Source organism: Sporosarcina sp. FSL K6-1540 (assembly GCF_038620285.1).
Classification (GTDB): Bacteria; Bacillota; Bacilli; order Bacillales_A; family Planococcaceae; genus Sporosarcina; species Sporosarcina psychrophila.
The window spans coordinates 596,062-620,483 of record NZ_CP152018.1 but is presented as its reverse complement, the minus strand read 5'-3'; the positions used below and the strand labels follow the sequence as shown (position 1 = coordinate 620,483).

The 24,422-nt window shown below is 41.4% G+C and carries 19 protein-coding genes; 6 read left to right on the top strand and 13 right to left on the bottom strand.

All coding sequences use genetic code 11. From position 1 onward, the window contains the following. Window positions 1–203: 203 nt before the first annotated feature. From MKY15_RS02880 to MKY15_RS02870, 3 genes are all read left to right on the top strand, one after another. On the top strand, window positions 204–941 hold the full coding sequence (locus tag MKY15_RS02880) for an SDR family oxidoreductase (protein WP_067212172.1): 738 nt from the start codon (window positions 204–206) through the stop codon (window positions 939–941). Between the two features lie 695 nt (window positions 942–1,636). After that, on the top strand, window positions 1,637–2,599 hold the full coding sequence (locus MKY15_RS02875) for a BMP family ABC transporter substrate-binding protein (protein ID WP_342538914.1): 963 nt from the start codon (window positions 1,637–1,639) through the stop codon (window positions 2,597–2,599). Window positions 2,600–2,616: 17 nt separating this feature from the next. Continuing rightward, window positions 2,617–4,266 carry a methyl-accepting chemotaxis protein gene (locus tag MKY15_RS02870; protein ID WP_342538913.1) on the top strand — a complete coding sequence of 550 codons (1,650 nt, stop codon included), beginning with the start codon at window positions 2,617–2,619 and terminating at the stop codon, window positions 4,264–4,266. A 44-nt stretch (window positions 4,267–4,310) separates the two neighbouring features. Here MKY15_RS02870 and MKY15_RS02865 read toward each other — a convergent pair whose 3' ends face one another. From MKY15_RS02865 to brnQ, 7 genes are all read right to left on the bottom strand, one after another. Beyond that, window positions 4,311–5,984 (bottom strand): energy-coupling factor transporter ATPase, encoded by a 1,674-nt coding sequence (locus MKY15_RS02865; RefSeq protein WP_342538912.1) that lies wholly within the window; start codon window positions 5,982–5,984, stop codon window positions 4,311–4,313. Then, complete coding sequence (locus MKY15_RS02860; RefSeq protein ID WP_342539697.1) at window positions 5,981–6,739, bottom strand: energy-coupling factor transporter transmembrane component T; 759 nt, start codon at window positions 6,737–6,739, stop codon at window positions 5,981–5,983. The genes MKY15_RS02865 and MKY15_RS02860 overlap by 4 nt, the downstream gene beginning before the upstream one ends. Before the next feature lie 74 nt (window positions 6,740–6,813). Further along, complete coding sequence (locus MKY15_RS02855; RefSeq protein ID WP_067212160.1) at window positions 6,814–7,416, bottom strand: ECF transporter S component; 603 nt, start codon at window positions 7,414–7,416, stop codon at window positions 6,814–6,816. Window positions 7,417–7,671: 255 nt separating this feature from the next. After that, window positions 7,672–8,424: an NlpC/P60 family protein gene (locus MKY15_RS02850; protein ID WP_338655446.1), complete on the bottom strand. Its 753-nt coding sequence runs from the start codon at window positions 8,422–8,424 to the stop codon at window positions 7,672–7,674. 646 nt (window positions 8,425–9,070) lie between these two features. Further along, entirely contained in the window at window positions 9,071–11,173 is a 2,103-nt protein-coding gene (locus MKY15_RS02845) for a methyl-accepting chemotaxis protein (RefSeq protein ID WP_338655447.1), read from the bottom strand. Between the two features lie 183 nt (window positions 11,174–11,356). Further along, on the bottom strand, window positions 11,357–11,710 hold the full coding sequence (locus MKY15_RS02840; protein ID WP_338655449.1) for an SCP2 sterol-binding domain-containing protein: 354 nt from the start codon (window positions 11,708–11,710) through the stop codon (window positions 11,357–11,359). 76 nt (window positions 11,711–11,786) lie between these two features. Next, the gene (gene brnQ / locus MKY15_RS02835) at window positions 11,787–13,064 is read right to left on the bottom strand and encodes a branched-chain amino acid transport system II carrier protein (RefSeq protein ID WP_067214042.1); all 1,278 of its coding nucleotides are present in this window, start codon (window positions 13,062–13,064) and stop codon (window positions 11,787–11,789) included. Between the two features lie 607 nt (window positions 13,065–13,671). On the opposite strand from brnQ, the gene MKY15_RS02830 reads away from it, so the two are divergent. Continuing rightward, a complete protein-coding gene (locus tag MKY15_RS02830; protein ID WP_342538911.1) occupies window positions 13,672–14,985 on the top strand; it encodes a malic enzyme-like NAD(P)-binding protein in 1,314 nt (437 codons plus the stop codon). A gap of 604 nt (window positions 14,986–15,589) precedes the next feature. Here the strand turns inward: MKY15_RS02830 and MKY15_RS02825 are convergent. The 3 genes from MKY15_RS02825 to MKY15_RS02815 are packed head-to-tail and all read right to left on the bottom strand — an operon-like array spanning window position 15,590 to window position 17,918. Continuing rightward, entirely contained in the window at window positions 15,590–17,245 is a 1,656-nt protein-coding gene (locus MKY15_RS02825; protein WP_342538910.1) for a b(o/a)3-type cytochrome-c oxidase subunit 1, read from the bottom strand. Continuing rightward, window positions 17,245–17,748 (bottom strand): cytochrome c oxidase subunit II, encoded by a 504-nt coding sequence (locus tag MKY15_RS02820; protein ID WP_067212141.1) that lies wholly within the window; start codon window positions 17,746–17,748, stop codon window positions 17,245–17,247. The genes MKY15_RS02825 and MKY15_RS02820 overlap by 1 nt, the downstream gene beginning before the upstream one ends. 23 nt (window positions 17,749–17,771) lie before the next feature. Next, on the bottom strand, window positions 17,772–17,918 hold the full coding sequence (locus MKY15_RS02815) for a cytochrome c oxidase subunit 2A (protein ID WP_082786682.1): 147 nt from the start codon (window positions 17,916–17,918) through the stop codon (window positions 17,772–17,774). 286 nt (window positions 17,919–18,204) lie between these two features. Between MKY15_RS02815 and MKY15_RS02810 the strand changes: the two genes are divergently transcribed. Beyond that, on the top strand, window positions 18,205–18,906 hold the full coding sequence (locus MKY15_RS02810) for a glucosamine-6-phosphate deaminase (RefSeq protein ID WP_340767210.1): 702 nt from the start codon (window positions 18,205–18,207) through the stop codon (window positions 18,904–18,906). Window positions 18,907–18,978: 72 nt separating this feature from the next. Here the strand turns inward: MKY15_RS02810 and MKY15_RS02805 are convergent, their stop codons facing one another. Continuing rightward, window positions 18,979–19,314 (bottom strand): hypothetical protein, encoded by a 336-nt coding sequence (locus tag MKY15_RS02805; protein ID WP_342538909.1) that lies wholly within the window; start codon window positions 19,312–19,314, stop codon window positions 18,979–18,981. A 214-nt stretch (window positions 19,315–19,528) separates the two neighbouring features. On the opposite strand from MKY15_RS02805, the gene MKY15_RS02800 reads away from it, so the two are divergent. Then, on the top strand, window positions 19,529–20,020 hold the full coding sequence (locus MKY15_RS02800; protein ID WP_067212133.1) for a C40 family peptidase: 492 nt from the start codon (window positions 19,529–19,531) through the stop codon (window positions 20,018–20,020). 945 nt (window positions 20,021–20,965) lie between these two features. Here the strand turns inward: MKY15_RS02800 and MKY15_RS02795 are convergent. Together MKY15_RS02795 and secA2 are read right to left on the bottom strand one after the other, a co-directional pair. Then, on the bottom strand, window positions 20,966–21,868 hold the full coding sequence (locus MKY15_RS02795; protein ID WP_342538908.1) for an accessory Sec system S-layer assembly protein: 903 nt from the start codon (window positions 21,866–21,868) through the stop codon (window positions 20,966–20,968). Beyond that, window positions 21,865–24,228, bottom strand: coding sequence for an accessory Sec system translocase SecA2 (gene secA2 / locus MKY15_RS02790; protein ID WP_187045615.1), 2,364 nt, complete (start codon window positions 24,226–24,228; stop codon window positions 21,865–21,867). Before secA2 ends, MKY15_RS02795 begins: the two co-directional genes overlap by 4 nt. Window positions 24,229–24,422: the final 194 nt, after the last annotated feature.

Sequence of the window (24,422 nt, the reverse complement as noted above, 5' to 3'; positions counted from 1 at the left end):
TCAGGATCTTAATACAAAAACTTCCTCTTTCTAGTGTATTCCTAAAATGCTGTAGTAACAAGGGTTTGAGATTCGTACAGATGTATTCAATGAAAAGAATGATGTGCAGAATTCAACATACTTACTAAAGCAAATAGATTGCAAGTGGATCTAAAAGGGATTATTGTTTAGACGTTAAACTATATTGAAATGGAGTGGTCATAATGGGTAGATTACAAGATAAAGTTGCATTCGTAACAGGTGGCGCGTCAGGTATGGGCGAAATGATGGTCAAAATGTTTACTGCTGAAGGTGCTACTGTAATTGCAGCAGACATTAATGAAGCAGCACTGGAAGAAAAGTGGGGCAACAATGAAAAAGTTATGACTGTTAAATTGAATGTCACTTCCGATGAAGAGTGGAAAGCGGCCGTTGAAAAAGTGGTTGCTAAACTTGAGAAAATCGATATTTTAATTAACAATGCTGGTATTTCTACGGAAAAAGGAATGAATGAAATTACAATTGAAGACTGGCGCAGGCTGTCGGATATCAATAGTTTCGGTCCATTCCTTGGTATGAAACATGTACTTCCTTATATGAAAGAAGCAACTAAAGGTTCAATCGTCAATATCTCTTCCTATACAGCACTTATCGGAATGGGATTGAACCCTTATTCTGCATCAAAAGGAGCAGTTCGCGCAATTTCACGAGCAGCTGCAGCGGACTTCGGACAATTTGGTGTACGTGTTAACACCATCTTCCCAGGAATCATTGAAACACCGATGACGAAAGGTCTTGAATCGTCAAAAGATGTAGTAACAGCACTTGTGAGAATGACACCACTTGCCCGTCTTGGAAAACCTGAAGACGTTGCAAATGCGGTACTTTTCTTGGCATCAGACGAAGCTGCATACATTACAGGTGCAGAACTTGTTATTGATGGCGGATACTCTGCTAGATAACTTCCCTAATGAAGCGTATGTATATAGGAAATAAAACAGACCGTCATGGATTTAATCCGTGACGGTCTGTTTTTCGTTGTAGTAGGAAATTATAAAGTGCTTGGACAATGGAGAAACATCGGATGCTGAAATTCCGCGATTTTGGGGTGGATATATGATCGTGCGCGCGGCGCTTCTGCTTGTTTTGCGAGATATATGATCGTTCGTGCGGTGCTTATGCTTGTTTTGCGAGATATATGATTGTTCGTGCTGTGCTTCTGCTTGTTTAGCGAGATATATGATCGTTCGTGCAGTGCTTATGCTTGTTTTGAGAGATATATGATCGTTTGCGCTGTGCTTATGCTTGGTTTGAGAGAAATATGATTGTTTGCGCTGCGCTTCTGCTTGTTTAGCGAGATATATGATCGTTCGCGCTGCGCTTCTGCTTGTTTAGCGAGATATATGATCGTTCGTGCGGTGCTTATGCTTGGTTTGCGAGATATATGATAGTTCGTGCAGCGCTTCTGCTTGTTTAGCGAGATATATGCTCGTTCGGCGTTTACATACAATAGGTCGCACCACGCTATTGTTCGCTGGTATAGTCTGAAAATATGCAGTTGTAAGACATCAGACGACATTAGCTGTTTTTTATCAACAAATCAAAATTATATCCGATGTAATATAAGGGAAAAGGTAAATGAAAGCGAGTGATAGGGATGAAATTAAAACTACTGATTGTTCTTACGACAGCTTTACTCATACTTACAGGCTGTGGCCTTGAGGAAAAAAATCCGCTTGATGGAAAAGTGAAAGTGGGTGTTATGCTTTCGGAAAATGGTCTTGGAGATCAGTCATTTTCAGATTTGGCATTCAAGGGTTTGACGAAGGCGCGGGATGAAGAGGATATTGTTGTCGAATACTTGGAACTTGCGGAAACAGGGACTTATGAAAAAGGATTTAGAGAACTTGTGGAAAGTGGTAATGATTTAGTGTTTGCGCTAGGGTTCACCGGTCAGCAGGAGTTGGAAAAGGTGGCTCTGGACTTTCCGGATCAAAAATTTGTTCTCGTTGATGCGGTTTCGGAAGCTGCGAATATCACATCGATTACATTTAAGGAAGACGAAGGAAGTATGCTTTCTGGAATTGTAGCGGCAACTGTTTCAAATTCACAGGTAATCGGTTTTATAGGTGGTATGGAGGTCCCAGTTATTCAACGGTTCGAGCAAGGGTTCATCCAAGGAGCAAAGTCGGTTAACCCTGATATTGTTATTCTCAATGAATATGCCAATAACTTTGATGACGATGGCTTAGGAGCAGAGATTGCTTCGAAGATGATTGACGACAAGGCGGATGTTCTTTACTCTGCTGCTGGTTTCACAGGAGTGGGCATGCTGAAAGAAGCTGAAAAAAGGGGTATTTACGCAATCGGTGTAGATAGTGATCAATACTTTTATGCAGAACAGGCCGTCATTACATCCATGATGAAAAATATTGATAGTGCGTTGTTTGATATCATCCTTTCCTATAAGGAGTCGGGAGCAATCCAATCCGGTCATGTCGAACTGGGGCTGGCGGAAAACGGAGTAGGTCTTGCACCATTTCGAGTGCTAGAACTGACGGACGTTGAAAAAGGTAAGTTAGATGCGCTCATTGAACAAGCCGCATCAGAACTGAAATGATAGGGGGGAAAGTTGAAATGACAATAAAGAAAAAAATAGTGATCAATTCACTTTTCATGCTTGGCCTATCAATTCTGATGATCGCGATTATTATTGTCAGAATGCTGGCGATTCAAAATACGAGTAATGATTACTTGAACGTGCTGTTAGCTGTTCATGACGTAAATGCAGAAACCAAAGCGTCAATGCAGAGTTTGAATACACTTGCTTATAACATGACGGACGCCAATAAAGACAATGTTCGTCAACAACTGGAGTCGACCGCTGAAAAATTCTCCGTTGCGGAAAGCCTTGTTAAGGAGAAAGAGCCGCGGGCAATTCTTTTGAAGGCGCAAGAGAAATTTCATTTATTGAAAGAGCAAGCACTTGCAGCTGTTGAGGAAAATAACTCCGCGGAAATCAATCGACAATCGCTTCGGAACGTAGGGATTGTCAATGATATTTATATGGTAGATCTCTATACATCCGCACACTATGATTATTTACAAGAAGCACTCATCGCTAAAATTAAAGGCATCATTACATTCGCAATAATAGGTAGCGTATTTGTCATAATGGGGACAATGGTAATCATTATCCGACTGGCAAACGCAATTACAAATCCACTTAAGAAGCTGGCGATGAACGCCGAAGAAATTGCAGCGGGCAATTTGGTCGTCGAGCCGATTCAGTATGATAAAAAAGATGAACTCGGGCAATTGAATCACTCATTTACATCCATGACCAATCATCTACGGACATTATTGCAATCCATTGACGGGGCAAGCAAAAAAGTGGATGACTACACAAAAGAGCTAGAGGTAGAAAATCGTTATCTTACAGAAGCGAGCAACCAGGTGACATTATCGACGGAAGAGCTTGCAAAGGGAACCCAAAGTATCTCCGAGGACTTGCAACATTCCGTAGAGCTCATAGAGCAGATGAATGAGGAATTCGAATTTAATGTCGACCGGGCAAGAAATTCGGCTGATTCTGCAGCTATGGCTAACGAGGCAATTGTGGAAGGGCGTCGCGCCATCAATGAACAGCGTGAATTGATCGATAGCAATAATGTCGCATCGGAATCGATTAAAGATGCGACTGAGCAATTTACGCACTATGCAATAAGAATCGAAGATATGGCCAAGGCGGTTTCTAACATTGCTTCGCAGACAAACTTACTTGCGCTAAATGCTGCAATAGAAGCTGCGCGTGCGGGGGAAGCGGGGAAAGGATTTGCAGTAGTTGCTTCGGAAGTAAGGAAACTAGCTGATGAATCAACAACCGCAACTGCACAGATATTCGATATGGTTAATCTAATCAAAGGCGGACTTGGCTCGATTTCTGAATCAGTTGGAAAAGGTGTTGAAATTGCCGAAGCGCAAGACGGCAATGTAACCCGAACACTCGATACATTTGCAAACATCGAAAATAGAATGGGGAATATTACGGAAGCGTTGACAGAGCTCGTTACAGGCGTGAATAATTCGAAACAGTTCAATGTTACGGTGCTTGAGAATACAGAAAATATTAGTGCGGTCGTGGAACAAACGGCGGCAGGTAGTGAGGAGATTTCCGCTTCAGCAGAAGAGCAACTAGAGTCTATCGGGAAAGTAGTGGACAAGGTGACAGCACTTCGCGAATTAACCGATGATTTGAACGCAACGATATCAAGATTCCGATTATAAAGTGAAAGACCGCGTGCCTAGTAGTTGGCGACGCGGTCTTTTACTTATTCGTTGATCAATTCATTTTCTTTTAATAAAATCTCATCATAACCCATCTTATGAGCAAGTTGGGTAATATGGGGCTGTTCAAGACGAGCAGTGTGGAGAATAGCCACTTCTGAAAAAGCAATACGAGTCGGGCCGTCAAATAACAACTGTCCATTACTTACTATAATTGTTCGACCAAATGTTTCAGCGACAAAATCCATATCATGCAAAATACAAAGCACAAGTTTACCTTGCGCATGCAACTCATGGATAATTTCTTTTAGCATCGCCTTACCGCTTGCATCTTGCCCCATTGTCGGTTCATCGAAAATAACGATGTCTGTATCCATTGCAAGAATGGATGCAACAGCAATCATTTTTCGCTCGGCTAGACTTAAATCATATGGATTTTCTTCTGCTTTAGTTAATAGTCCAACGCGGTTAAGCATTTTCTCGGCATTCAAGCGTGCAACTTCAGGCGTTTGTCCAACATTGAGCGGACCGAACATTACTTCATCCAAGACATTATTTTTGAAAATCTGGTCATTTGGATTTTGGAAAATGAGTCCGATAGTGCCCGCAAGTTTTGCCGCGGTCGTGTCTATCGTATTCGTGCCATTTATGATGATTTCGCCAGCATTTGGCTTTAATAAAGCTTTCAATAATTTGACGAAAGTGGTTTTTCCTGCACCGTTTTGTCCAATAATGGCTGTAGGTTCACCACTTAACGTCACGCTAATTCCGCGCAAAATGGGGGTATCCTTGTTATAGCTGAACTGGAGATCTTTTACGGAGATTTCAGGACTAGCCATTTTTGTTGAAGTTGAGGATTCGGTGACTGCCCGTATATCCCCAATAGTAATTCCACTTACAGGCATTTCTTCGAGTGAAATCGGATAGAGGCCAGTCAACTCGTTTTTTAAATGAAGCGCTTTTGCGACTGAAGTATAAACAGGTGGTTCGACTCCGAAAGTCTGTAAATCATCACGTGAAAAGATTTCAGCAGGCGGTCCAGAATCTATCAATTTACCTTCGTGCATGAGAAAAATACGATCGGAATAGGCGGCAAGTTTCTCCATTTTCTGCTCAACCATTAGTATCGTCATACCTTCTCTCGACAGTTTTTCAACGATGCGGAAAACTTCCTCAGAACCTTGTGGATCGAGCTGTGATGTCGGTTCGTCAAGTATTAAAATATCCGGTTTCATGGCGATAACACTGGCGATTGCGACACGTTGCATTTGCCCGCCAGATAAGGAGAACGGATTTTTATCCCGTAATGCTTCGATATCGAGGAACTGCATACTTTCTTTAATACGCCTATGCATTTCGTCACGAGGGATGCCCAAGTTTTCGAGTCCGAAGGCGATTTCATCGTAAACCGTGAATTTTGCACCTGTCATTTGTGAAAAAGGATTTTCAAAAACGAGTCCAACTTTCGCTGTAATGTCGCTGATTTCATGTGCAAGCACGTCCATGTCGCCAATGAAAACATCCCCACCATACGCACCTTTGAAGAAATGGGGAACCAGGCCACTGAGTGCATAACATAGCGTCGTTTTTCCAGCGGTATTCATGCCGGCTATACCAATGAATTCTCCCTTTTTAACTGTGAATGAAATATCGTCAAGCGCGAAAGTATCGGTGTTCGGGTATTTATATTTTAGATTTTCGACACGGATACTGTTCAAAAGGCAACCCTCCAGACGATAGCGGCGATCAATAGGATGACAAGTATAATTTTCAAGATGAGACCGAATTTATAATGAAAGGATTCATTCAAAAATGTTTTTGTTCCTTTCGCATTGAAGCCGCGTATTTCAAGCGCAATAGACCTTTCACGCGTATCGTTTAATGAATTGAGAACAACTGGACCGAGAAGTGGGATAAATGACTTGATACGCGTAAGTAAATTCCCTTCTGTTTCCATACCACGTGCCCGCTGAGCATCGGTAATTTTACTAGTCATTGCAATCATTTGTGGGATAATCTGTAAAACTGATAGAAAAACGTAGCCGATTTTAGGAGACATTCCCTTATTGATAAGTGATTCGACAAGGTCATCTGGTTTCGTCGTCAAAATGAGAACACCGAACGCACACACCATATTAATGATACGGAGGGTAAGTAGCAGTGCGAATGCGAATCCTTCCTTATAAATAGGAAGAGGTCCAATTTCAAAAAGGAGTGTAGCACGGTCCGGATGGAAGAAACCTTGAACGATGATGATAGAAATAATCAACAGCAGGCTGACACCAATAACCGGCAAAATGTACGTAAATACTTTGCCTGCAAGTAGTAGAAGAAGCGTAAATGACAAGACACAGATGACGAATAAATGAGTCGGGAGGATATATGTCAATGCGATTGATATGAAGACGAATAAGAGCTTAGTAAGCGGATCGATGTTGTGGATGAACGAATCCTTATCTACATACAGTGTCATGTTTTTCACGGGAATCCTCCTAACAGTATAATCTAGTGTAAGCGGCCCGGTGAAGCAGGCCGCTTACGTATTCCTTAAAGACGTTCTATTTCCGAACGGTTGTCGTACATATGCGTCAAATTTTTAGGCAATCCTTTGAAGAGAAGGAAACTGATTAGAACCGTCGCCATTTTATCAGGCACGTCAACGACAATACTGTCTGCGAATGATGCAAACCAAAGCGGCATGTCTTGTGCCATCATTGTTGCAAAAAGTGCATCACCCCATACATTCCCGGTTTGCCCACCCCAAAACATGATATTAAGCGGAGTTGAGACTGTGGCAGCGATTAAGCCGACGACAAGTCCGAGGACAAGTGCTTTTCCTACGTTTGCTATCCATCCTTTATAGGCCATGATTCCCACGACAAGACCGATGACTGCCGATGTAATTGCATAGACGAATGAAATCGGATCGGCAGTGAAGCCGTAAATAATATTGTTCACAATCCCTGCAATGGCACCGATAATCGGACCTGCTAGCATACTAGCAAGCACTGTGCCAATTGAATCGAGCCATAGCGGCAATTTAAGCAGACCAGCAAACAACTTTCCAAGGTAGTTGATGCCGATAGCTGCTGGAATAAGGACGAGTGCGGCAGTCGTGAAGTTAAGCGACCACATGCTGTTTTTCTTCATGAATTAGTTCCCCCTTTTTTTATCGTATGAGGCATATGCCCAGAACGACACAATGCATGATTGTATGTCTTGACAGGTGTCAATTCAATTATAACTTACATTTGGCTTAGGGAATAGATAGAATTTTCGATGGGATGAAAAAAGTCGAAGATTGTACAAGAAGAAGGACGAACTGTACGGCAGAAATGTGGAACTTTACGACACTAACGCAATGTAAAAAAACAGCTTCCCCACTAATAGGAAAGCTGTTAACTATCAATTAAGCTGATTAAAACGTTTGAAGCCTGTGAATTTGTCTTTCCAGTAAACTGAATCAATTGAAGAAACTTCAACTTTTTGCGTAGCGGCATGGATGAATTTACCTTCACCTAAATAAATTCCAGCGTGCGAAATGCCACTACGGTATGTATTTGCGAAAAACACCAAATCGCCCGGTATAGGCTTGTCCACATTAAAAGAATTGGTATGCATACCAATTGTATCTAGTCTTGGTATAGTAAGTCCTGCCTCGTTAAATACATAATAAATGAACCCGCTGCAATCGAAGCCTTCTTTAGTTGCGCCAGCCCAAACATATGGTGTATCCAAAAGTGGAAGTGAAACTTCGACGGCATTAAGTAATACCTTTTTAGAGGGAAGATTCAACTCTTTTGGCTTCACAGTTGTTGCAACGGCATTCTTCCATGAGTTAGTGGAAGAAGTCTCCTTTAGTACAGTGGTAACTTTCGTATTTGCTGTTTTTACTGGGGGTGAACTGACTACTCCAGATTTTTGACCAACCGCATTTTTTGCAGAAACGGCCAATTTTTGATTGGTTTTAATCGAATCGGAAGCAAGACTGTTTAGACTTTTAAGTTCGTCCACAGTTAATTTATGCTTTGTAGCAATTTGCCATAGCGTGTCACCGGGCTTGACGGTGTATGATTCAGTTGCTGCATCCGCGCTCCCGACTGAGATAAACGCCGCTAGGGCAAACGCTGCCAGCACCGAAAAAGCTCTCTTTTGCATCTATTTTCCCCTCTCCACGACAAACAGTTCTATATATGTATTCTATCTGATTAATAGAACTAGAACAATAGACTGTTAAATTACATTTGTGTTACAGATAGATTGCGAGAGTATTGCAGGAGGATCGTTATTACAATATTATATATGTCAAAATAAAAAAACTTATGTTGAATAAATGAATAGGGCATAGGTGCTTTACAATGGAATGAATTAGAATTCCTGCTAATACCGCTTCGGCGCTTTGTGGATGCCTCCCGCGATAAGCCAGAAAGAAGACCACTTTCAGTCTTATCGCTCGGGCTACCACGAAGTCGCGCCTGCGCTAGATGGTCTATTTGAGAAAGTGCATTTCATTTTCTGTGATGGAATCTGCAACCTAGAGTGCGTCTTTCTTGAATACAATTTGTATCAAATAGTAATCACCTTGTAATCTCGGCATATACATTTCAAAATTACATTTCTCCCAATAATGATCAACCTAGCGCAGGCACGGGGCAAGGCATCCCCGAGCACCGTAGCGAATTCGGTGGGAAATCTTTGTTTCAACATACACAGTAGCTGAAAGTCACGTTAAAGACACCTTCTAAAAAAAGCCTGCCCAGCAAACAATCTTGACTGGGCAGGCAAATCTTATTTAGGTCCTTGATTATGATAATTTAAATCGATCGACGACTTCTTGCAGTTCTTGAGCGATTTTATTCATATGATTGGTCGATTCTGCGACGCGTTCAAGCTCACCCTGTTGCGCGGCGGCTGAGGCGCTGACTTGTTCAGCTGAAGCAGCAGTTTCTTCCGAAATCGCGGAGACACTCTGAATTGCCAACATCGCTTGGTCTTTATGTTCCATCATATCGGCGAGTTTAGTGGCTAACTCGTCTATTGAACCACCCATCTGTTCAGCAAGTTCCGCATTGCGGGTAAAGGAAGATTCTGTACTTGATACAGATTCGTTTTGGCCTTCCATCAATTGAATATTCGCTGTAATAATAGAAACAGTCTGCTGTGACTCTAGTAATATTTCTTGAACCGTTTGTTGAATAACATCTGTTTCTAAGCGAGACTGCTCGGCAAGTTTTCGTACTTCCTCCGCTACGACAGCGAAGCCTTTTCCATGCTCACCAGCACGTGCAGCTTCAATACTAGCATTGAGTGCAAGCAAATTTGTTTGTGCAGTGATGCCGTGAATCGATGCAATAACCTGATTAATTTCCGCTATTTTAGTGGTCAGTGTTTCAATTTGTTGCTGTACCTTTTCATTCATATCATTCGTAGCTTCATTATGTTCGCGCAGTTTTTTTACTTCTGTCATTCCTTGTATAGTTGATTGACCTGTTTGTTTTGATAATACGTTCATGTTATTTGAAAGAATAGCGAGCGAGTCCATTTGGTCTGACAAATCTAAAATTCGGTGACTTGTTTCTTCCGTATCTTCCGACTGCTTAGAGGCCCCATGTGCAATTTCATCGGTTGCTAGAGATACTTCTTGACTAGATGCAACAATCTCCTCGAAAACATGGTGGACGTGATTGGAAGATTTGTTTAATTGAGTGGAAGAATCCCAAACTGTATGAATGGCGTCATTTGTTTTACGGAGCATATTGTTATATGCCATAGCTACAGCACCAATTTCATCTGGATGGATATGTTTTTCATCTATACTTCTCGTCAAGTCACCAGCTGCTGCTGTTTCGATTGACTCTCGTAAATAAGCAAGTGGTTTTAATTGTTTGAAAATGAACCACAAGGTAGCTGCAGACATTAAAACAACCATGACAATTGCAGAAATGATTGTTAGAAGTAAGATTGTGTTATATGTTTCTAGTATTTTTGACTTTGGAACAACCGTCTGTACAGACCATGTATCTTTAATATTGTCTAACAGCATCGGGGCGAACGAGTTAAAGGCCTCTTCATTTAGTTGCTTTGAATCAGCATATAAAGTCGATACTTCTCCTTTTCCAAGCGTGTTCTTAATTGTGCTCCAATCATAAGAGTCTTGCACATTTACCCCGTTCAACTCTTCGCTAATACTGTTGGCAGTTAAGTAACCGCCATCGGTAATAATGCTAGCATATCCACCATCCGGCTTGATTGTATTCACGAGTTCATTTAAAAAATCGATGGAAATATCTGTTGTAAGAACACCGAAAAAGGAACCTGAACTTGTAATTAGCGGTACGGAAATGGTGGTCATTAAGACGATTTCACCACCTGCACTGTACTCGTACGGTTCTGTCAAGACAGCTCGCTTTTCTTTTTTCGGTATTAAGTACCAATCTCCTTCGCCCTCTGTTTCATATTCGCTAAGAGCCTCCATAGTAATCTTGTCTCCATCCTTATACAAATAAGGAATAAAACGCTTCTCTGGATCTATTAAATCATTACTAACAGACTCTTCAATAGGAATAGATCCGCTTTCAAATATAGCAGCCATTCCAGAAGCATCAGTGTTGTTTTTTAAATTATTCTCTATGACAGTTATGGCTTCGTCCGCAGTTAAATTACCTTGTGCCTGCAGTGTTTCAAATATGTGTTTTGTTGTGTGGAGCATGTCATTCGTTTTCTTAAATCGGTCGCTCATTTTAGCAGCATATAGTTCAGTGTTATCAATTGCAGAACTCTCCGCGTCGTTGGTACTTTGATTATGCAAAATGGTACTTGTAACGACTGTATATGAGATAAATAATACTAAAAAGAGCGTAATAATAAGTGCTGAAAGTTTCCACGCAATGCTTTTCGATTTTTTCATATAAAAGTTGCACCTTCTTTCGAATTTTCTTTCATTTTACATCAATATACCTAATTCGACAATGGGCTCCCTTTATCTGAAGTGGGAAGTATTACTCATAGTTGGCTTCAAACGTGCTCATTTCAATTAATTATGGGGAATCAAAAAACGACTCCCACATTTAATGAGAGCCGCTTTCTTCTATTAAAACGAATACTGTTTTAATAAACCTTCTAATTTTAACGCAAGACCAATATTTCCTTTAACTTTGAGTTTACCCATCATAAAGGCAGCGGTCGAATTCAAGTTGCCAGCAAGTAGTTTCTTGAAATCTTTTACACTCATAGTTAACGCACAATCAACTTCACCGGGATCTCCGGTAATTGTTACGGCTTTGCCATCTGCTAACGTTAAGCCATATAGACCGCCATCATCACCAGATAAATCGAATGAATAGGTCACAGTCATTCCTTTAATTGGACCTGGTTCCCCGTTCAATTTCTCGTCAATTTTAAGCCAAATAGTTGTCATTGTCATGTCATCAAAATTCATCGTCATTGGAAAACCCTCCATAATACTGAATGTTCATTCAGTATAGCTGAAATTGGAGGTAAAAGCATGAACTTTCTGAGAACTAAATCCGTTTCTTAAACAAGGGGCTTAGAACCACACCAATAAGTGCTCCGACAATCGCTGGTACAAGCCAACCAATCTGCTGTTCATAGAGTGGGAGATGGGCAAGTACATCATTGACAGGCTTAATGTCGATTCCGGCTCCTTTTAAGCCGTCAAAGATACTAACAAAAGCAGTTGCCAGTAGCGCCAGGATATAGACAATTGGCTTTCTACCAAACGATTTGTCGATGAATGACATAAGCATCAGAACAATTGCGAGTGGGTAGATTGTGAGCAAAACCGGTATTGAAATAGAAATAAGTTGTGTCAATCCAACGTTTGCAATAATTGCACTGAATCCCGCGAAAATGAAGACATATGTCTTGTATGAATTCCGCGGAAATACATGTTCGAAATACTGTGCACATGCTGAAACGAGACCAATCGATGTTGTCAGACAAGCAAAAATAATTGTCATTGCCAGAATCATCGTTCCGTATGGTCCGTATAAGACGGTAGATGCGAGTGCGAGAACCGCACCTCCGTTGTCTTGTATCCCGATAACATCGACGCTTGTCGCTCCAATATACCCGAGTGAAATGTAAACGAGCGCTAATCCAGTAGCTGCGACAACACCAGCGAAAACCATTGCTTTCATGACAGCACGGCTTTCTGTCACGCCTTCTGCTTTAAGCGCATTAATAACGACGATGCCGAATACAAGTGCCGCAATGACATCCATCGTTAAATACCCTTCAACAAAGCTACGGAAAAACGCATTGGTTGCAAAATCACCTTGGGCTTGTCCGATATCTCCCATTGGTGACACAATACTCTTCACAGCAAGTGCCCCAATAACTAAAAATAGGACAGGAGTCAACACTTTCCCTATGCGATCGACAAGTTTCGCAGGATTTAGGGCGAGAGCGACCGTAATAGTAAAGAAGACGATCGTAAACAACGCAAGTGGCCAGTTTGAGCCAGAAATGCTATCAGGCAAAAATGGGACGACCCCAATTTCATATGAGACAGTAGCTGTTCGTGGAATGCCGAAAAATGGACCAATTGCCATATAGACAATCATCGTGAAAATAACTCCAAAATAAGGATTGACGCGACTTGCAATGGTTTCTAATCCGCCGCCTGCATTGGCAATTGCTAGAACTGCAATGAGAGGCAACCCGACTCCTGTGATTAGGAATCCAATCATCGCAATGAAAAGTTCATCCCCTGCCATTTGCCCAAGAAGCGGTGGGAAAATAATATTACCAGCACCGAGGAACAAAGCAAAGAGCATAAGCCCAATCACGAAATTTTTCTGTATAGACAAGTAAACTGCAACTCCTTGAAAGAATTATGTAAAAAACTCACCACCTTTCATTATAACCGAAAAGAGGAGCAATTGTCTAACAAATTCAATAGTTTGATGGTTAGAGAATGATTCAAATAGTAATTCGGAAAAAATAGTTCTATTTAACTATGATTCTACATAAAGCGCGCTATAATTATGATAATCGCTTCTTTTTCGACAAACTATGCACTATTTACAATTTTTAAGTGAAATTAATAATAATATAGAAATAGGGGATTCAGAAATGAAGGCGATAACGACCGGATATCGTTCGAAGTTGAAGCGATGAGAGGAACGGCAAATGTGTTATGCACACTTTCTGAAGCGTTGGAAACGTCTGTGAGCCGATTTGCAATCGAAGAACGTAAAGACTCATAATGAAAAAATAGTTTCTAATTCGGCTTGGAACCGTTTTGTTATGGGAAAACCCTCCTTTAATTATGCGTGAAATATGTGAATTCGCGATAAATTATAACCGAAGTCATAAAATGTTTACGACCTGGTCCTATACGTGTAAAATGAGGATTGGCAAGTATAATCAGGGGGTAATACAATGGAACAAGTGCAATTTATGCGTAATCTAATTATCGAAACACCATCAGTGCCGGGCAACTTCGCGAAAGTTGCGTTAGCTATCGGACAATTAAATGGAGATATTGGTGATATCCAAACTATAAAAGTAGGTACATTATCAACGATTCGTGATATTTCAATTCAATGTACAAGTGAAGAGCACTTGTTGCAAATTGTTGAAGCGGTTAATCAAATCGGCGACGGAATTAGTGTCCACGCTATAACGGATGATGTATTGCAAGCACATGAAGGCGGCAAGATTCATATGAAAGGCCGTATGGAAATTCGTTCTTTAGGTGATTTGCGACGTGTCTATACACCAGGCGTTGCGAACGTCTGTGAACTTATCAAGAATGATCCGGAACAGGCGAAATACTTTACTGGAATCTCAAACACGGTCGCAATTGTGACAGATGGCACAGCGATTCTGGGTCTTGGAAATATCGGACCTGTCGCGGGAATGCCTGTAATGGAAGGAAAAGCTGTGTTATTTGATCAATTCGCTGGGATAAGTGGTATTCCTATCTTGCTTAACACGAGTGATCCAGATGAAGTTGTAGAAACAATTAAACACATTCAGCAAGGGTTTGGTGGAATATTGTTGGAGGATATCGGATCTCCACACTGTTTCGAAATTGAAGAGCGGTTGAAAGCGGAGCTGTCGATTCCAGTTATGCACGATGATCAGCATGGTACAGCAGTTGTCACGTTGGCATCTGTAATTTCAGCTTGTCAACAGACAGATGTTTTGCTAACGGAAGCGGTTGTGGGCCAAATTGGTCTTGGTGCAGCTGGTCTAGCAATTAGCCGTATGCTTATGAAATATGGTGTGAAGGAAATGCGTGGTATTGACCGTAATGAAGTCGCACGTCAGAGGCTTGCTGATCATGGCGGCACAGTCATTGATTCACTTGAAGAATTGATGGCAACGTGTGACATTATCGTAGCCACAACGGGCGTTGCAGGACTTATCAAACCAGAAATGATACGAAAAGGGCAAATTATCTTGGCTTTGTCCAATCCAAACGCTGAAATTACCCCGGAAGACGCACTTGCAGCGGGCGCGGCATTTGCGGCAGATGGCCGTCTCGTTAATAATATCTTAGGCTTCCCAGGTATTTTCCGCGGTGCCCTAAATGCACATGCGAAGGAAATTACTTATCCGATGCTAATCGCAGCTGCACTTGCAATTGTCGACAGCACGAAACCGGGCGATCTTGTCCCACATCCACTTGATCCAAACGTCCATCTTAATGTAGCAGCTGCGGTTGAACGAGTTGCGAATAACTTGTAATTGATAAAGGCCTCTTACCTGGGAAGATAAACCAGGTAAGAGGCTTTTTTATATGGAGCAGAGTAGATTATGGATTGCCTTGATGGTATTACTGGAAGTGTTCAACCAATGCGCTGAAGTGTGCAACAAATCTGCCGAAGTGTCTAACCAAAAGGGGAGTTTCCAACCAACTCGCTAAAGTGTCCAACCAATTCATCGGAGTGTCCAACCAACCTGTCGAAGTGTGCAACCAATCCGCTAAAGTGTCCAACAAATAGGGTGTTGTCCAACCAACTCGCTGAAGTGTGCAACCAATTCAGTGGAGTGTCCAACCAACCCGCTGAAGTGTGCAACCAATTCATCGGAGTGTCCAACCAACCTGTCGAAGTGTGCAACAAACACACCGAAGTGTCCAAGAAATAGGGTGGTGTCCAACCAACCCGCTGAAGTGTGCAATCAATTCATCGGAGTGTCCAACCAACCTATCGAAGTGTGCAACCAACACATCGGTGTGTCCAACAAACATGTAGAAGTGTGCAACCAATCCACTAAAGTGTCCAACAAAATGAAAACAGCCCAGATTTCACGGACAATATCCGCAAATCAGAGCTGCTTCATAATGTGACTATCTACCAATCAGCCAATCAAATGGCGGCGAACCTGGAGGTGAGTGTTTCAGTATATCAATGACTGGAATTGTGTAAGCGAACAGAATCAGTGCAATTGTAATCCCAACCCATAGATACCAGTTTTCAAGAATTTTAGGTGTAGGCTCTGCATCGTCTTCCTCTACGGCAATCGGATATTCTTGAACGCCGCGTGGTGCAAAGAATGTCAGTTGGATGAAAATGTATACCATTAAGAGGATACCGATAAACAAAATCGTTCCTCCAACAGCTTGCGCAATCTGATAATTGATCCACGTAGCGACTTGTTCGCCGCCTGCATATTCGGAGAAGCTTGAACGACGCGGTCCGCCAAGTAATCCTTGAATATGCATAGAACCTGACATAATTGTCATACCAATTGTCCAAATAAATGTTTGAATAATCCCGAGTCTATTCAACCTCGGAGTCAGTCGGCGGTCAGTTAAATGCGGTACAAGCCAATACGTAATCCCGAAAAATGTTAGAACGACTGTTGTTGCAGCAGTTAAATGGAAGTGACCTGTAATCCAAATTGTATTATGGACGAGGGCATTCATTTGGTGAGATGCGTTAACGATTCCGCCCACGCCACCCGGAATGAATGCAGCCATCCCGATGAATGGTGCTAGGAAACGTACATCTTTCCATGGAAGCTTTTTGAACCAACCAAATAAGCTCTTATAGCCTTTTCGTCGGCCTGTTGTTTCAAATGAAGCGAAAATCGAGAATGCTGTCATTAATGACGGAATAACAACCATGAATGTCAGCACAACTTGAATGAATTTCCAAGTAGGGTCAATACCCGGTTCTGTCAACTGGTGATGGAATCCGACCGGAATCGAGAACATTAGTAATAGAATGAAAGCCATTCTAGCAAGTGCATCACTGAATAATTTTCCGCCTATGATCTTTGGAATAACAACATACCACGCCATATAAGCTGGAAGTAACCAGAAATAAACGAGTGGATGTCCGAAATACCAAAATAACGTACGGCTTAGTAAAACATTGATTGTTTCAGCATAGCCAAGTGACCAAGGGATGAACAGCACTAGGACAGATGTTGCTACGCCGATTGTAGCGATGAACCACATAAGCATATTGATAATAACCATAAATGCAGGTAATGGTGATTTTTCACCTTTATGTGCTTTCTTCCATACGTAAAGCTGACGGAAGTTAACGAATGCAGCAATCCAGCTACCGATAATAACGAGTGCTAAACCGAAATAAAATGCTGGGTGAGCTCGTAGTGGTGCATAGAATGTGTATAATACTGAAGCTTCGCCTACAAGAATCGTAATTGCAGCCATGATGGTTCCGATCAGCATTACCCAGAAGGACAGCCATGCGACTTTCAACTGTTTATCCGAAATCCCTACCGTTTTCCCCATAAGTGAAAACTGGAAACCGATAATGAAAAAGGTTGTTAAGACGAGTCCAAGAATAACACCGTGAACAGTCAGGATTGTATAATAATCAATATTAAACGGTAATTTGAATTTCCCAGAGCGGACAAAAGTCTGTAATAAACCCATCAGACCTCCGACAAAAAGCGAGATATAAGTAACCCACATGAATGCCATATATAATCTGGATTCTTTTTTAGAAAGCGGTAATTGAACCTTAGTCATTATTCATACACCTCCACTGTTCCGTACATCTGGTGGTGACCGATGCCGCAGTATTCGTTGCAGACAATCGTGAATTCGCCTGCATTTTTCATGACAGTCTCGTAACGGCTAATGTGGCCAGGTTCAACCATCATGTTGACGTTTGTTCCAGCTACTTGGAAGCCATGGACAACATCTTTTGTTGTGATTTGATAAAGAACGGTGGAACCTTTTGGCACGCGAATCGTTTTAATAGCAGTACCTTCCGTGTCTTTACCGAAATCATAGTTGAACGCTGAAGCAACGATGTTGACGATATATTTGCCGTCAGCTACTTCACGAATGCCAAGATTTTCAGGCTTGAATGCGTCATGTGCTTCAACATTTTGTGGATCGATTGTTTCAATATGGCTCTGCGGATGCGTCCCTTTCCAGAAAGCAGCGAAGCCGATAATTAGTAGGAATAGGACGAGTGAAGCCATTCCGAAAACAAGCCATATCTTTTCATATTTGTGCAAATGCATAAGTAACCCTCCTGATATAATTATTATCTAGATAAAAATAGTGCATAAAACCCGAACCAAGATACTAGAATGACGGCACCCAACAGCATGACGGCTATGAAAGTACCTTTCAAACTATGTGTAGATTCATGCGTATTGGGTTGATGTTTCATTGAATTTCTTTTCCCCATTATTACACCTCCTATTTCCGGCGAAGTGGATTCGCTGTCATACCTTTATCATAGTCTTAAGGTTTAATATGGGAATTAGGGAAAACCCTATGCCTAAGGATATAAGGGAGGGTTTCACAAGTTGTTCACGCATTCTTCATATTTCCGTCAATTACCTATAATAAAGGTCTAGAGATGCATGTGAGAAAAGAAGATGGTATGTTAAGTTCGATTAAAGTTGACCAGACTGTTTAGGGAAATTACAATAAAGCGAGAGCAAAATCTTAATGGAAGTTGGTTGATCTATATGAAAAATCTAAAACTTATAAAAGTTGAAAGCCCTGAACAAGGCGCAGAACAAGTTTACGAAATCATTAAAAACGAAATTGAAAGTGGACGTCTAAACGTACTTGGGCTGGCAACAGGAAGTACAATGATTCCTGTTTACGATAAATGGGTTTCGTCAAATCTTGATTTCTCCAATATTGTCACTTTTAATTTGGATGAGTATATCGGAATACCTGAATCAAGCCCGAACAGCTACGCTTATTTTATGAGTGAGCATCTGTTTGATAAGAAAGAATTTAGAAAAACAAATATTCCGGATGGGATGGCTGAAGATTTGGTTGAAGAATGTGCCGCTTATGAAGATCTTTTAGAAGAGTACCCACTCGACATCCAGCTACTTGGAGTAGGAGAGAATGGCCATATCGCATTCAACGAACCTGGACTTCCTTTCGATTCTGTTACACATGTAGCGCAATTGACGGAATCGACATTGGGTGTGAATAGCCAGTACTTCGAAAATGATGAAAAAATCCCTGAAACAGCTTTATCGATGGGAATTAGTTCGATATTAGGTGCGAAAAAACTTGTTTTACTAGCATTTGGCGAAAAGAAACGAGCAGCTATCGAGAAGTTGCTCGAAGGTAATGTAACGACTGAGTGGCCGATTACAAAATTAGTTGATCACAAAGATGTCATCGTCATTACGGATTTAGAAATTTAATGAAGCTAAACAAAAAGGTGAGTGACTACGATTAGTAGCACTCACCTTTTTGTTATTATAGAAAGAAGGGGATTAGTGTCGATCATGATTCAATGTACTGAATATAGTTTGCATATCACCAAGCTGCCCATTTTTGGCAATTAGTGCATCACGTTTTTTTTGAGAGAAACCACGCTCTTTGTTGAATTTCCTAGTCGTTCGGTGTGGGTCTTCTGAATTATGAAAACGGCTATCTTCTTTCAGGGGTTCATAATCACCTGCTGCGTGATCGAGATATGGATTATGAATATAATTTTTTGCGGAATATTTCTTATCGGTTTTTTCGTTACCTAACCAACCATGGGCTTTTTCTTGTGCTTCAAGAAAAGACTCTTGCGTATTATCTGAAATGTCATCTTCGTGTTTCACTTCAAACGCCTCCCATTAAATTAGATGCTACTTTACTAAATTCCCGTTTTAAAAAACTATAAACCCCATAAAAAGACAATAATGTTTCGAAAGTCTACTTTAATACAAGTAGTGTAATAGACTTGTTACACAATTGTAATGTAGGAGGCGTTTGAAGCGTGTTAAGGTTGTAACAGATCATTATTTCAGATAAATTAATCCTTTGGGGGAACAGATGAAACTTACATTCACATTCAAAAAGTCCATTACAATTATAGCAATGTCATTTCTACTACTCGTTGCACCTTTCGTTGGACAAGCCGAAGCTTCGTCAAAACCTGCTGCAATTTCAAAAACGGCAACAAGCCTAATTGGCGTCAAGTACAGTTACGGTGGTAACACGACGAGTGGGTTTGATTGTTCGGGGTACGTATCATATGTATTCAAGCAACATAATGTCCAAGTGTCGCGTACTGCTGCTAGTATGCATGCATCAGGAACTTCTGTTAGTAAAGCGAATTTAGAAACAGGTGACCTCGTATTCTTCAATACAGCAGGCAAACGAGTTTCACACGTTGGCATATACATAGGTGATGGTAAATTTGCGCACGCATCGACATCAAAAGGTGTACGCGTTGATAAGTTGAATGACCCTTATTATTGGGGTGAACGCTACGTAGGTGCAAAACGCATCTCAGGCGTGAATGCAGTTGCTTCAGCCAATTAAAACAAAACAGACAGCACTGAGTACCCTTAATAGGGAACTTGGTGCTGTTTTTTTTACTATATATTTCCGATATCACGTTTGCTGATTATCCATATTCTTGCATAAAATATTGGTAAGGTAGGCACAAAATTCTTCATTTGGGCTAGTACGTATCCCGCTTGCTTTCGGCTAAACTAGCCACCCCTTTTCGACAATTCTGTTGCGATTAGTTGCCTGTCGCATACCTGCAACGTTCAAGGGGAAATTGCATTTTCTACAATACGTTCCTTATTTACTTTTAGTGAAATCACGCTTGTCATCATGTGATATCTTGTAGAAATTAACAATTCCTTAAAATAAAAAAAGAAAAAACCAGAAAGAAGGAGTAAGCCGGCAAAATTGTATCTTTGGCGGCCTTTATCCAGATAAGAAGCCAACTATTCTTTCGTCCCAAAAAGCTTTAGTACTTCGTGTACCTTAGTCTTTGGAGAGCGACGGATGAACAACCATCATACGATTACCGAAAAAAATCTATAGGGATGCGACGAAGTCGCATCCCTATAGATTAAGATATCTCGGTAATGGTATAGGAGTCGTTCAATCTAAAGCGATATAAGGCAACTGTACGCGGAGCACCTAGTGTTTGATTTAGTTATTTTCTGGCTACTTTTGGCTAATCAACACCTGTGGTCAAAATATAGGCCTTCATTTGTTCAACATAAATAGCAATAAAAAGGGCGGCACATCCGAATCAGAATGTAACTGATTTGAATGTGCCGCCTTTATCTTCAAGCCCTCCAGCGCTTTTCGGGGCTAAACAGGCGCTTGCGCTTTTGTTTACACGTCTAGACTCCAGCGCCTAGCCCCTCGAGTCGCTTCAGTCTTGCTGATAAAGGCAAAAGGACGCCTTTATCTTCAAGCCTTTCAGCGCTTTTCGGGGCTAAACAGGCGCTTCCGCTTTTGTTGTTACACGTTTTGTTGTGGTACGCGAACTGTCCAGCGAGATAAGTCTGGCTCATCTTTTTGAATCATTTCTTTTGGATAGATGAACGTCCATGGTTTTGAAGTGTTTGCTTTTACTGAAAGTGGATCAAGGGCGAATGAACCGCTAGCTACTAAATCACCAGATGCATCAATCAGTTCTAGTGGAAGCTTTTCGATATTGATTTGTTTCGAGTGACCATTACGGATAAATACAGATGCTGCGATACCGCCGTCATCCTGTTGTTTTACTTGGAATCCGCTAATATTTACTTCACGCGGTTTCAATTTTGGAAGTCCTTCGACAACTTTTGTAAGTCCATCCTTTTGTTCTGCCGTTAAACCGTCTTCCCATGTTTGCTCCAACTCTAGTTTGTGAGGCACCATCGATTGGACGTTAAATGCAAGTTTCCAGTTTTCTGTTGGTGGCTGTTCTGCAAAGATATTGTCTTTTGTGAAGACGAATACCCAAGGTCTTGCGCTTCGTGCCGGAATATCGCCGAGCTCTTTCAAATCGAATTCATCGGAAGCGAGTGTTTTACCTTCCTCATCAAGAAGCATCAGTTCGACTGATCCAACTGAAATCTGTTGGTCTAGTGAAGAACGGAAAAACGCTTTAACGAGCCAGCTACCATTAGCAGGTTCAACGTCGATGTCAATGCCTGAAAGGGAGATTTGGTTCGGTTTAAGTGGTTCTAGCTCATTCGAATGGAAGCGGAAAACATACTCTTGCTCCTGTGGTACATTCCATTCTGGGTGTAGGGATAGCGTAGTCTCGACCTCATCTGTATTTGTCGATGCGTTTAGGCCGTCAATAATTTCTTCGGAACCGATTGTGCTATCTGATCCTGTCTTTTCGGTTTTCTTGAAAAATGAGAAAAGCTTCATTGTTGTACCTCCTGTTGTTGTGTAATAACTTTCATAAAGCTAATAACTTCAGATGCGATGTTGCGGCGTAATTTTTGATAATGACGCCCGAATAATTCGAGTCCTTCACGCTGATAAATCCGCATTGGGTCCTCTTGTCCATATGAACGGAGTCCGATACCTTCTTTTAAGCGTGTCATAACTTCCAAGTGCTTGACCCACATCGTATCAATATGAGACAGCATTACTTGTGGAATCATCTGATTGATCTGTTCATCGTCTGAGAATGATTCGATGAAGTCGAGCAACTCAGTAAGTGGAGCATCATATAGTTTTAGAATGTCAGACGTCTTATCAAGCGTCCGCGGAATTACGACAGGTTCTAACAACAGGCTGTTCATTGTATGTTCAATTCGTTCGAAATCCCAATTGCTTGAAGTCTCTTCATCTGGGCAACTATCGAAAACAACAAATTCTACTGTCTCGGAAAGCATCGATTTTAATTGTTCAAGGATACCTTCGCGGTCTAGGACGTTATTACGAAGCCCATAGATGACTTCACGCTGATCGTTAATGACGTCGTCGAGTTTTAAGTTGTATTCGCGCATTGAATAGTGGGCACCTTCTACGATACGCTGTGTCCGTTCTGTCAGTTCATCTACTTCGGGATTCTGCACTAGACCGTCTTCATTTGTTGTTACTTTTTTGAGGAACTTCTCAAGCTCTTCTTTAGCGAACCGCTTGAACATATCATCTTCGAGAGAAAGGAAGAAGTGACTCTCACCATGGTCACCTTGTCTTCCGGAACGTCCCCGTAGCTGGTTGTCAATACGACGGCTTTCGTGCTTTTCTGTTCCAAGTACGAAAAGACCACCAATTTCTTCAACCTTTTCACCGAGCACGATATCAGTTCCACGTCCAGCCATGTTTGTCGCGACTGTGATTTGACCGAGTTGTCCTGCGAGGGAAATAAGGTCTACTTCCTGTTCGACACTTTTAGCGTTCAATAAGTTATAAGTAAGTTTGTATTCATCTAAATACGCTACTACTTTTTCAGATTGTAAAATGGATGTTGTGCCGACAAGGACGGGTTGTCCTTTTTCATGACGCTTAGCGACTTCTTTCGCCATCGCCTTATATTTCTGGTCAATTGTTTTATATACTTGGTCAGGTGAATCGATACGTGCGCGCGGACGATTTGTTGGAATTTGAACAACTTCCATACCATACACTTCACGGAATTCTTTCTCCTGTGTTTTAGCCGTACCAGTCATTCCGCACAGTTCTTTATACATACGGAAGTAGTTTTGGATTGTAATTTGTGCTTGTGCTTTATTTTCCTCAGTGATTGGTAGTCCTTCTTTTGCTTCAATTGCCTGGTGTAAGCCATCGGAAAGTGTGCGTCCTTCCATGATTCGACCCGTAAACATATCGACAAGTTCAATTTTTTCTTCTTTTACGATATAGTCAACATCACGTTCGAAGATGACATGTGCACGTAATGATTGAATCATATAATGATAAAGTGTTTGGTGCTCCAATTCATATAAATTGTCGATACCAAATGCTTTTTCTACTTTCTCGATTCCAATATCAGTAAGGGAAGTCGCTTTTGTTTCATCATCAAAGTCGAAATCGATCCCTTTTTTGAAGCGTTTTGCGAGACGTGCCGCAATGTGATGAAGATCCGCATCCGCTTGCATTTTACCAGCAACGATTAATGGTGTTTTTGCTTCATCAACAAGAATACTATCAACTTCATCGATAATTGCGAAATGGTAGGGACGTTGAACTTTTTGTGATACTTGGTGCGCCATATTATCACGCAAATAGTCGAAACCGAATTCCGTTCCCACTCCATACGTAATATCCGCATTGTAAGCAGCTTGTTTTGCGGGACCTTGCATCATTGGGACATTCAACCCAACTGTAAGGCCAAGAAAACGATGGATTTGACCAATTTGTTCATAGTCACGCTTCGCAAGATAGTCATTCACGGTAATAACGTGAACTCCTTTTCCTTCAAGTGCACGCACATATGATGGAAGGGAAGCGACTAGCGTTTTACCTTCGCCTGTAGGCATTTCAGCGATATTACCTTCTGTTAGAACGAGTCCGCCGATAAGTTGGACATCGAAATGACGCATGCCAAGGATTCGCTTGGATGCTTCACGAACAACAGCAAAAGCATCTGGAATAATAGATTGGATCTTTTCTCCAGATTGTATTCTCTCCTTGAATATAGTAGTCATACTTGTTAGTTGTTCGTCTGACATTGGTTCGTATGTAGCTTCTAATTTATTTATTTGTTGGACAATCTTCCGATACTTTCGAAGTTGTCTTTCGTTCGTCTGATTTGAACGTTTGAATATTGATAGCATTGGATGAACGCTCCTTTTTTCCGATCCCTTTAAAGGACCCGTCCCCATTTTACCAAAAAGAATGGAAAATGACTACCTTGAGCTGAAATCTACATAATGTAAGGAAAGAAAAGGTGGGGGGATAGCTAGGGGAATGAAAGGGAAAGATAAGATAAACAAAATTGTAAGCACCCGCTAAAAATGAATGCAGTTTG

Coding starts and splice junctions, on each gene's coding strand:
- MKY15_RS02810 (WP_340767210.1), top strand. CDS start 18,205: ATGAAAAATCTAAAACTTATAAAAGTTGAAAGCCCTGAACAAGGCGCA.
- MKY15_RS02795 (WP_342538908.1), bottom strand. CDS start 21,868: ATGAAGCTTTTCTCATTTTTCAAGAAAACCGAAAAGACAGGATCAGAT.
- MKY15_RS02850 (WP_338655446.1), bottom strand. CDS start 8,424: ATGCAAAAGAGAGCTTTTTCGGTGCTGGCAGCGTTTGCCCTAGCGGCG.
- MKY15_RS02830 (WP_342538911.1), top strand. CDS start 13,672: ATGGAACAAGTGCAATTTATGCGTAATCTAATTATCGAAACACCATCA.
- secA2 (WP_187045615.1), bottom strand. CDS start 24,228: ATGCTATCAATATTCAAACGTTCAAATCAGACGAACGAAAGACAACTT.
- MKY15_RS02815 (WP_082786682.1), bottom strand. CDS start 17,918: ATGGGGAAAAGAAATTCAATGAAACATCAACCCAATACGCATGAATCT.
- MKY15_RS02870 (WP_342538913.1), top strand. CDS start 2,617: ATGACAATAAAGAAAAAAATAGTGATCAATTCACTTTTCATGCTTGGC.
- MKY15_RS02855 (WP_067212160.1), bottom strand. CDS start 7,416: ATGAAGAAAAACAGCATGTGGTCGCTTAACTTCACGACTGCCGCACTC.
- MKY15_RS02840 (WP_338655449.1), bottom strand. CDS start 11,710: ATGACGATGAATTTTGATGACATGACAATGACAACTATTTGGCTTAAA.
- MKY15_RS02875 (WP_342538914.1), top strand. CDS start 1,637: ATGAAATTAAAACTACTGATTGTTCTTACGACAGCTTTACTCATACTT.
- MKY15_RS02880 (WP_067212172.1), top strand. CDS start 204: ATGGGTAGATTACAAGATAAAGTTGCATTCGTAACAGGTGGCGCGTCA.
- brnQ (WP_067214042.1), bottom strand. CDS start 13,064: ATGCTCTTTGCTTTGTTCCTCGGTGCTGGTAATATTATTTTCCCACCG.
- MKY15_RS02825 (WP_342538910.1), bottom strand. CDS start 17,245: ATGACTAAGGTTCAATTACCGCTTTCTAAAAAAGAATCCAGATTATAT.
- MKY15_RS02845 (WP_338655447.1), bottom strand. CDS start 11,173: ATGAAAAAATCGAAAAGCATTGCGTGGAAACTTTCAGCACTTATTATT.
- MKY15_RS02860 (WP_342539697.1), bottom strand. CDS start 6,739: ATGACACTGTATGTAGATAAGGATTCGTTCATCCACAACATCGATCCG.
- MKY15_RS02800 (WP_067212133.1), top strand. CDS start 19,529: ATGAAACTTACATTCACATTCAAAAAGTCCATTACAATTATAGCAATG.
- MKY15_RS02820 (WP_067212141.1), bottom strand. CDS start 17,748: ATGCATTTGCACAAATATGAAAAGATATGGCTTGTTTTCGGAATGGCT.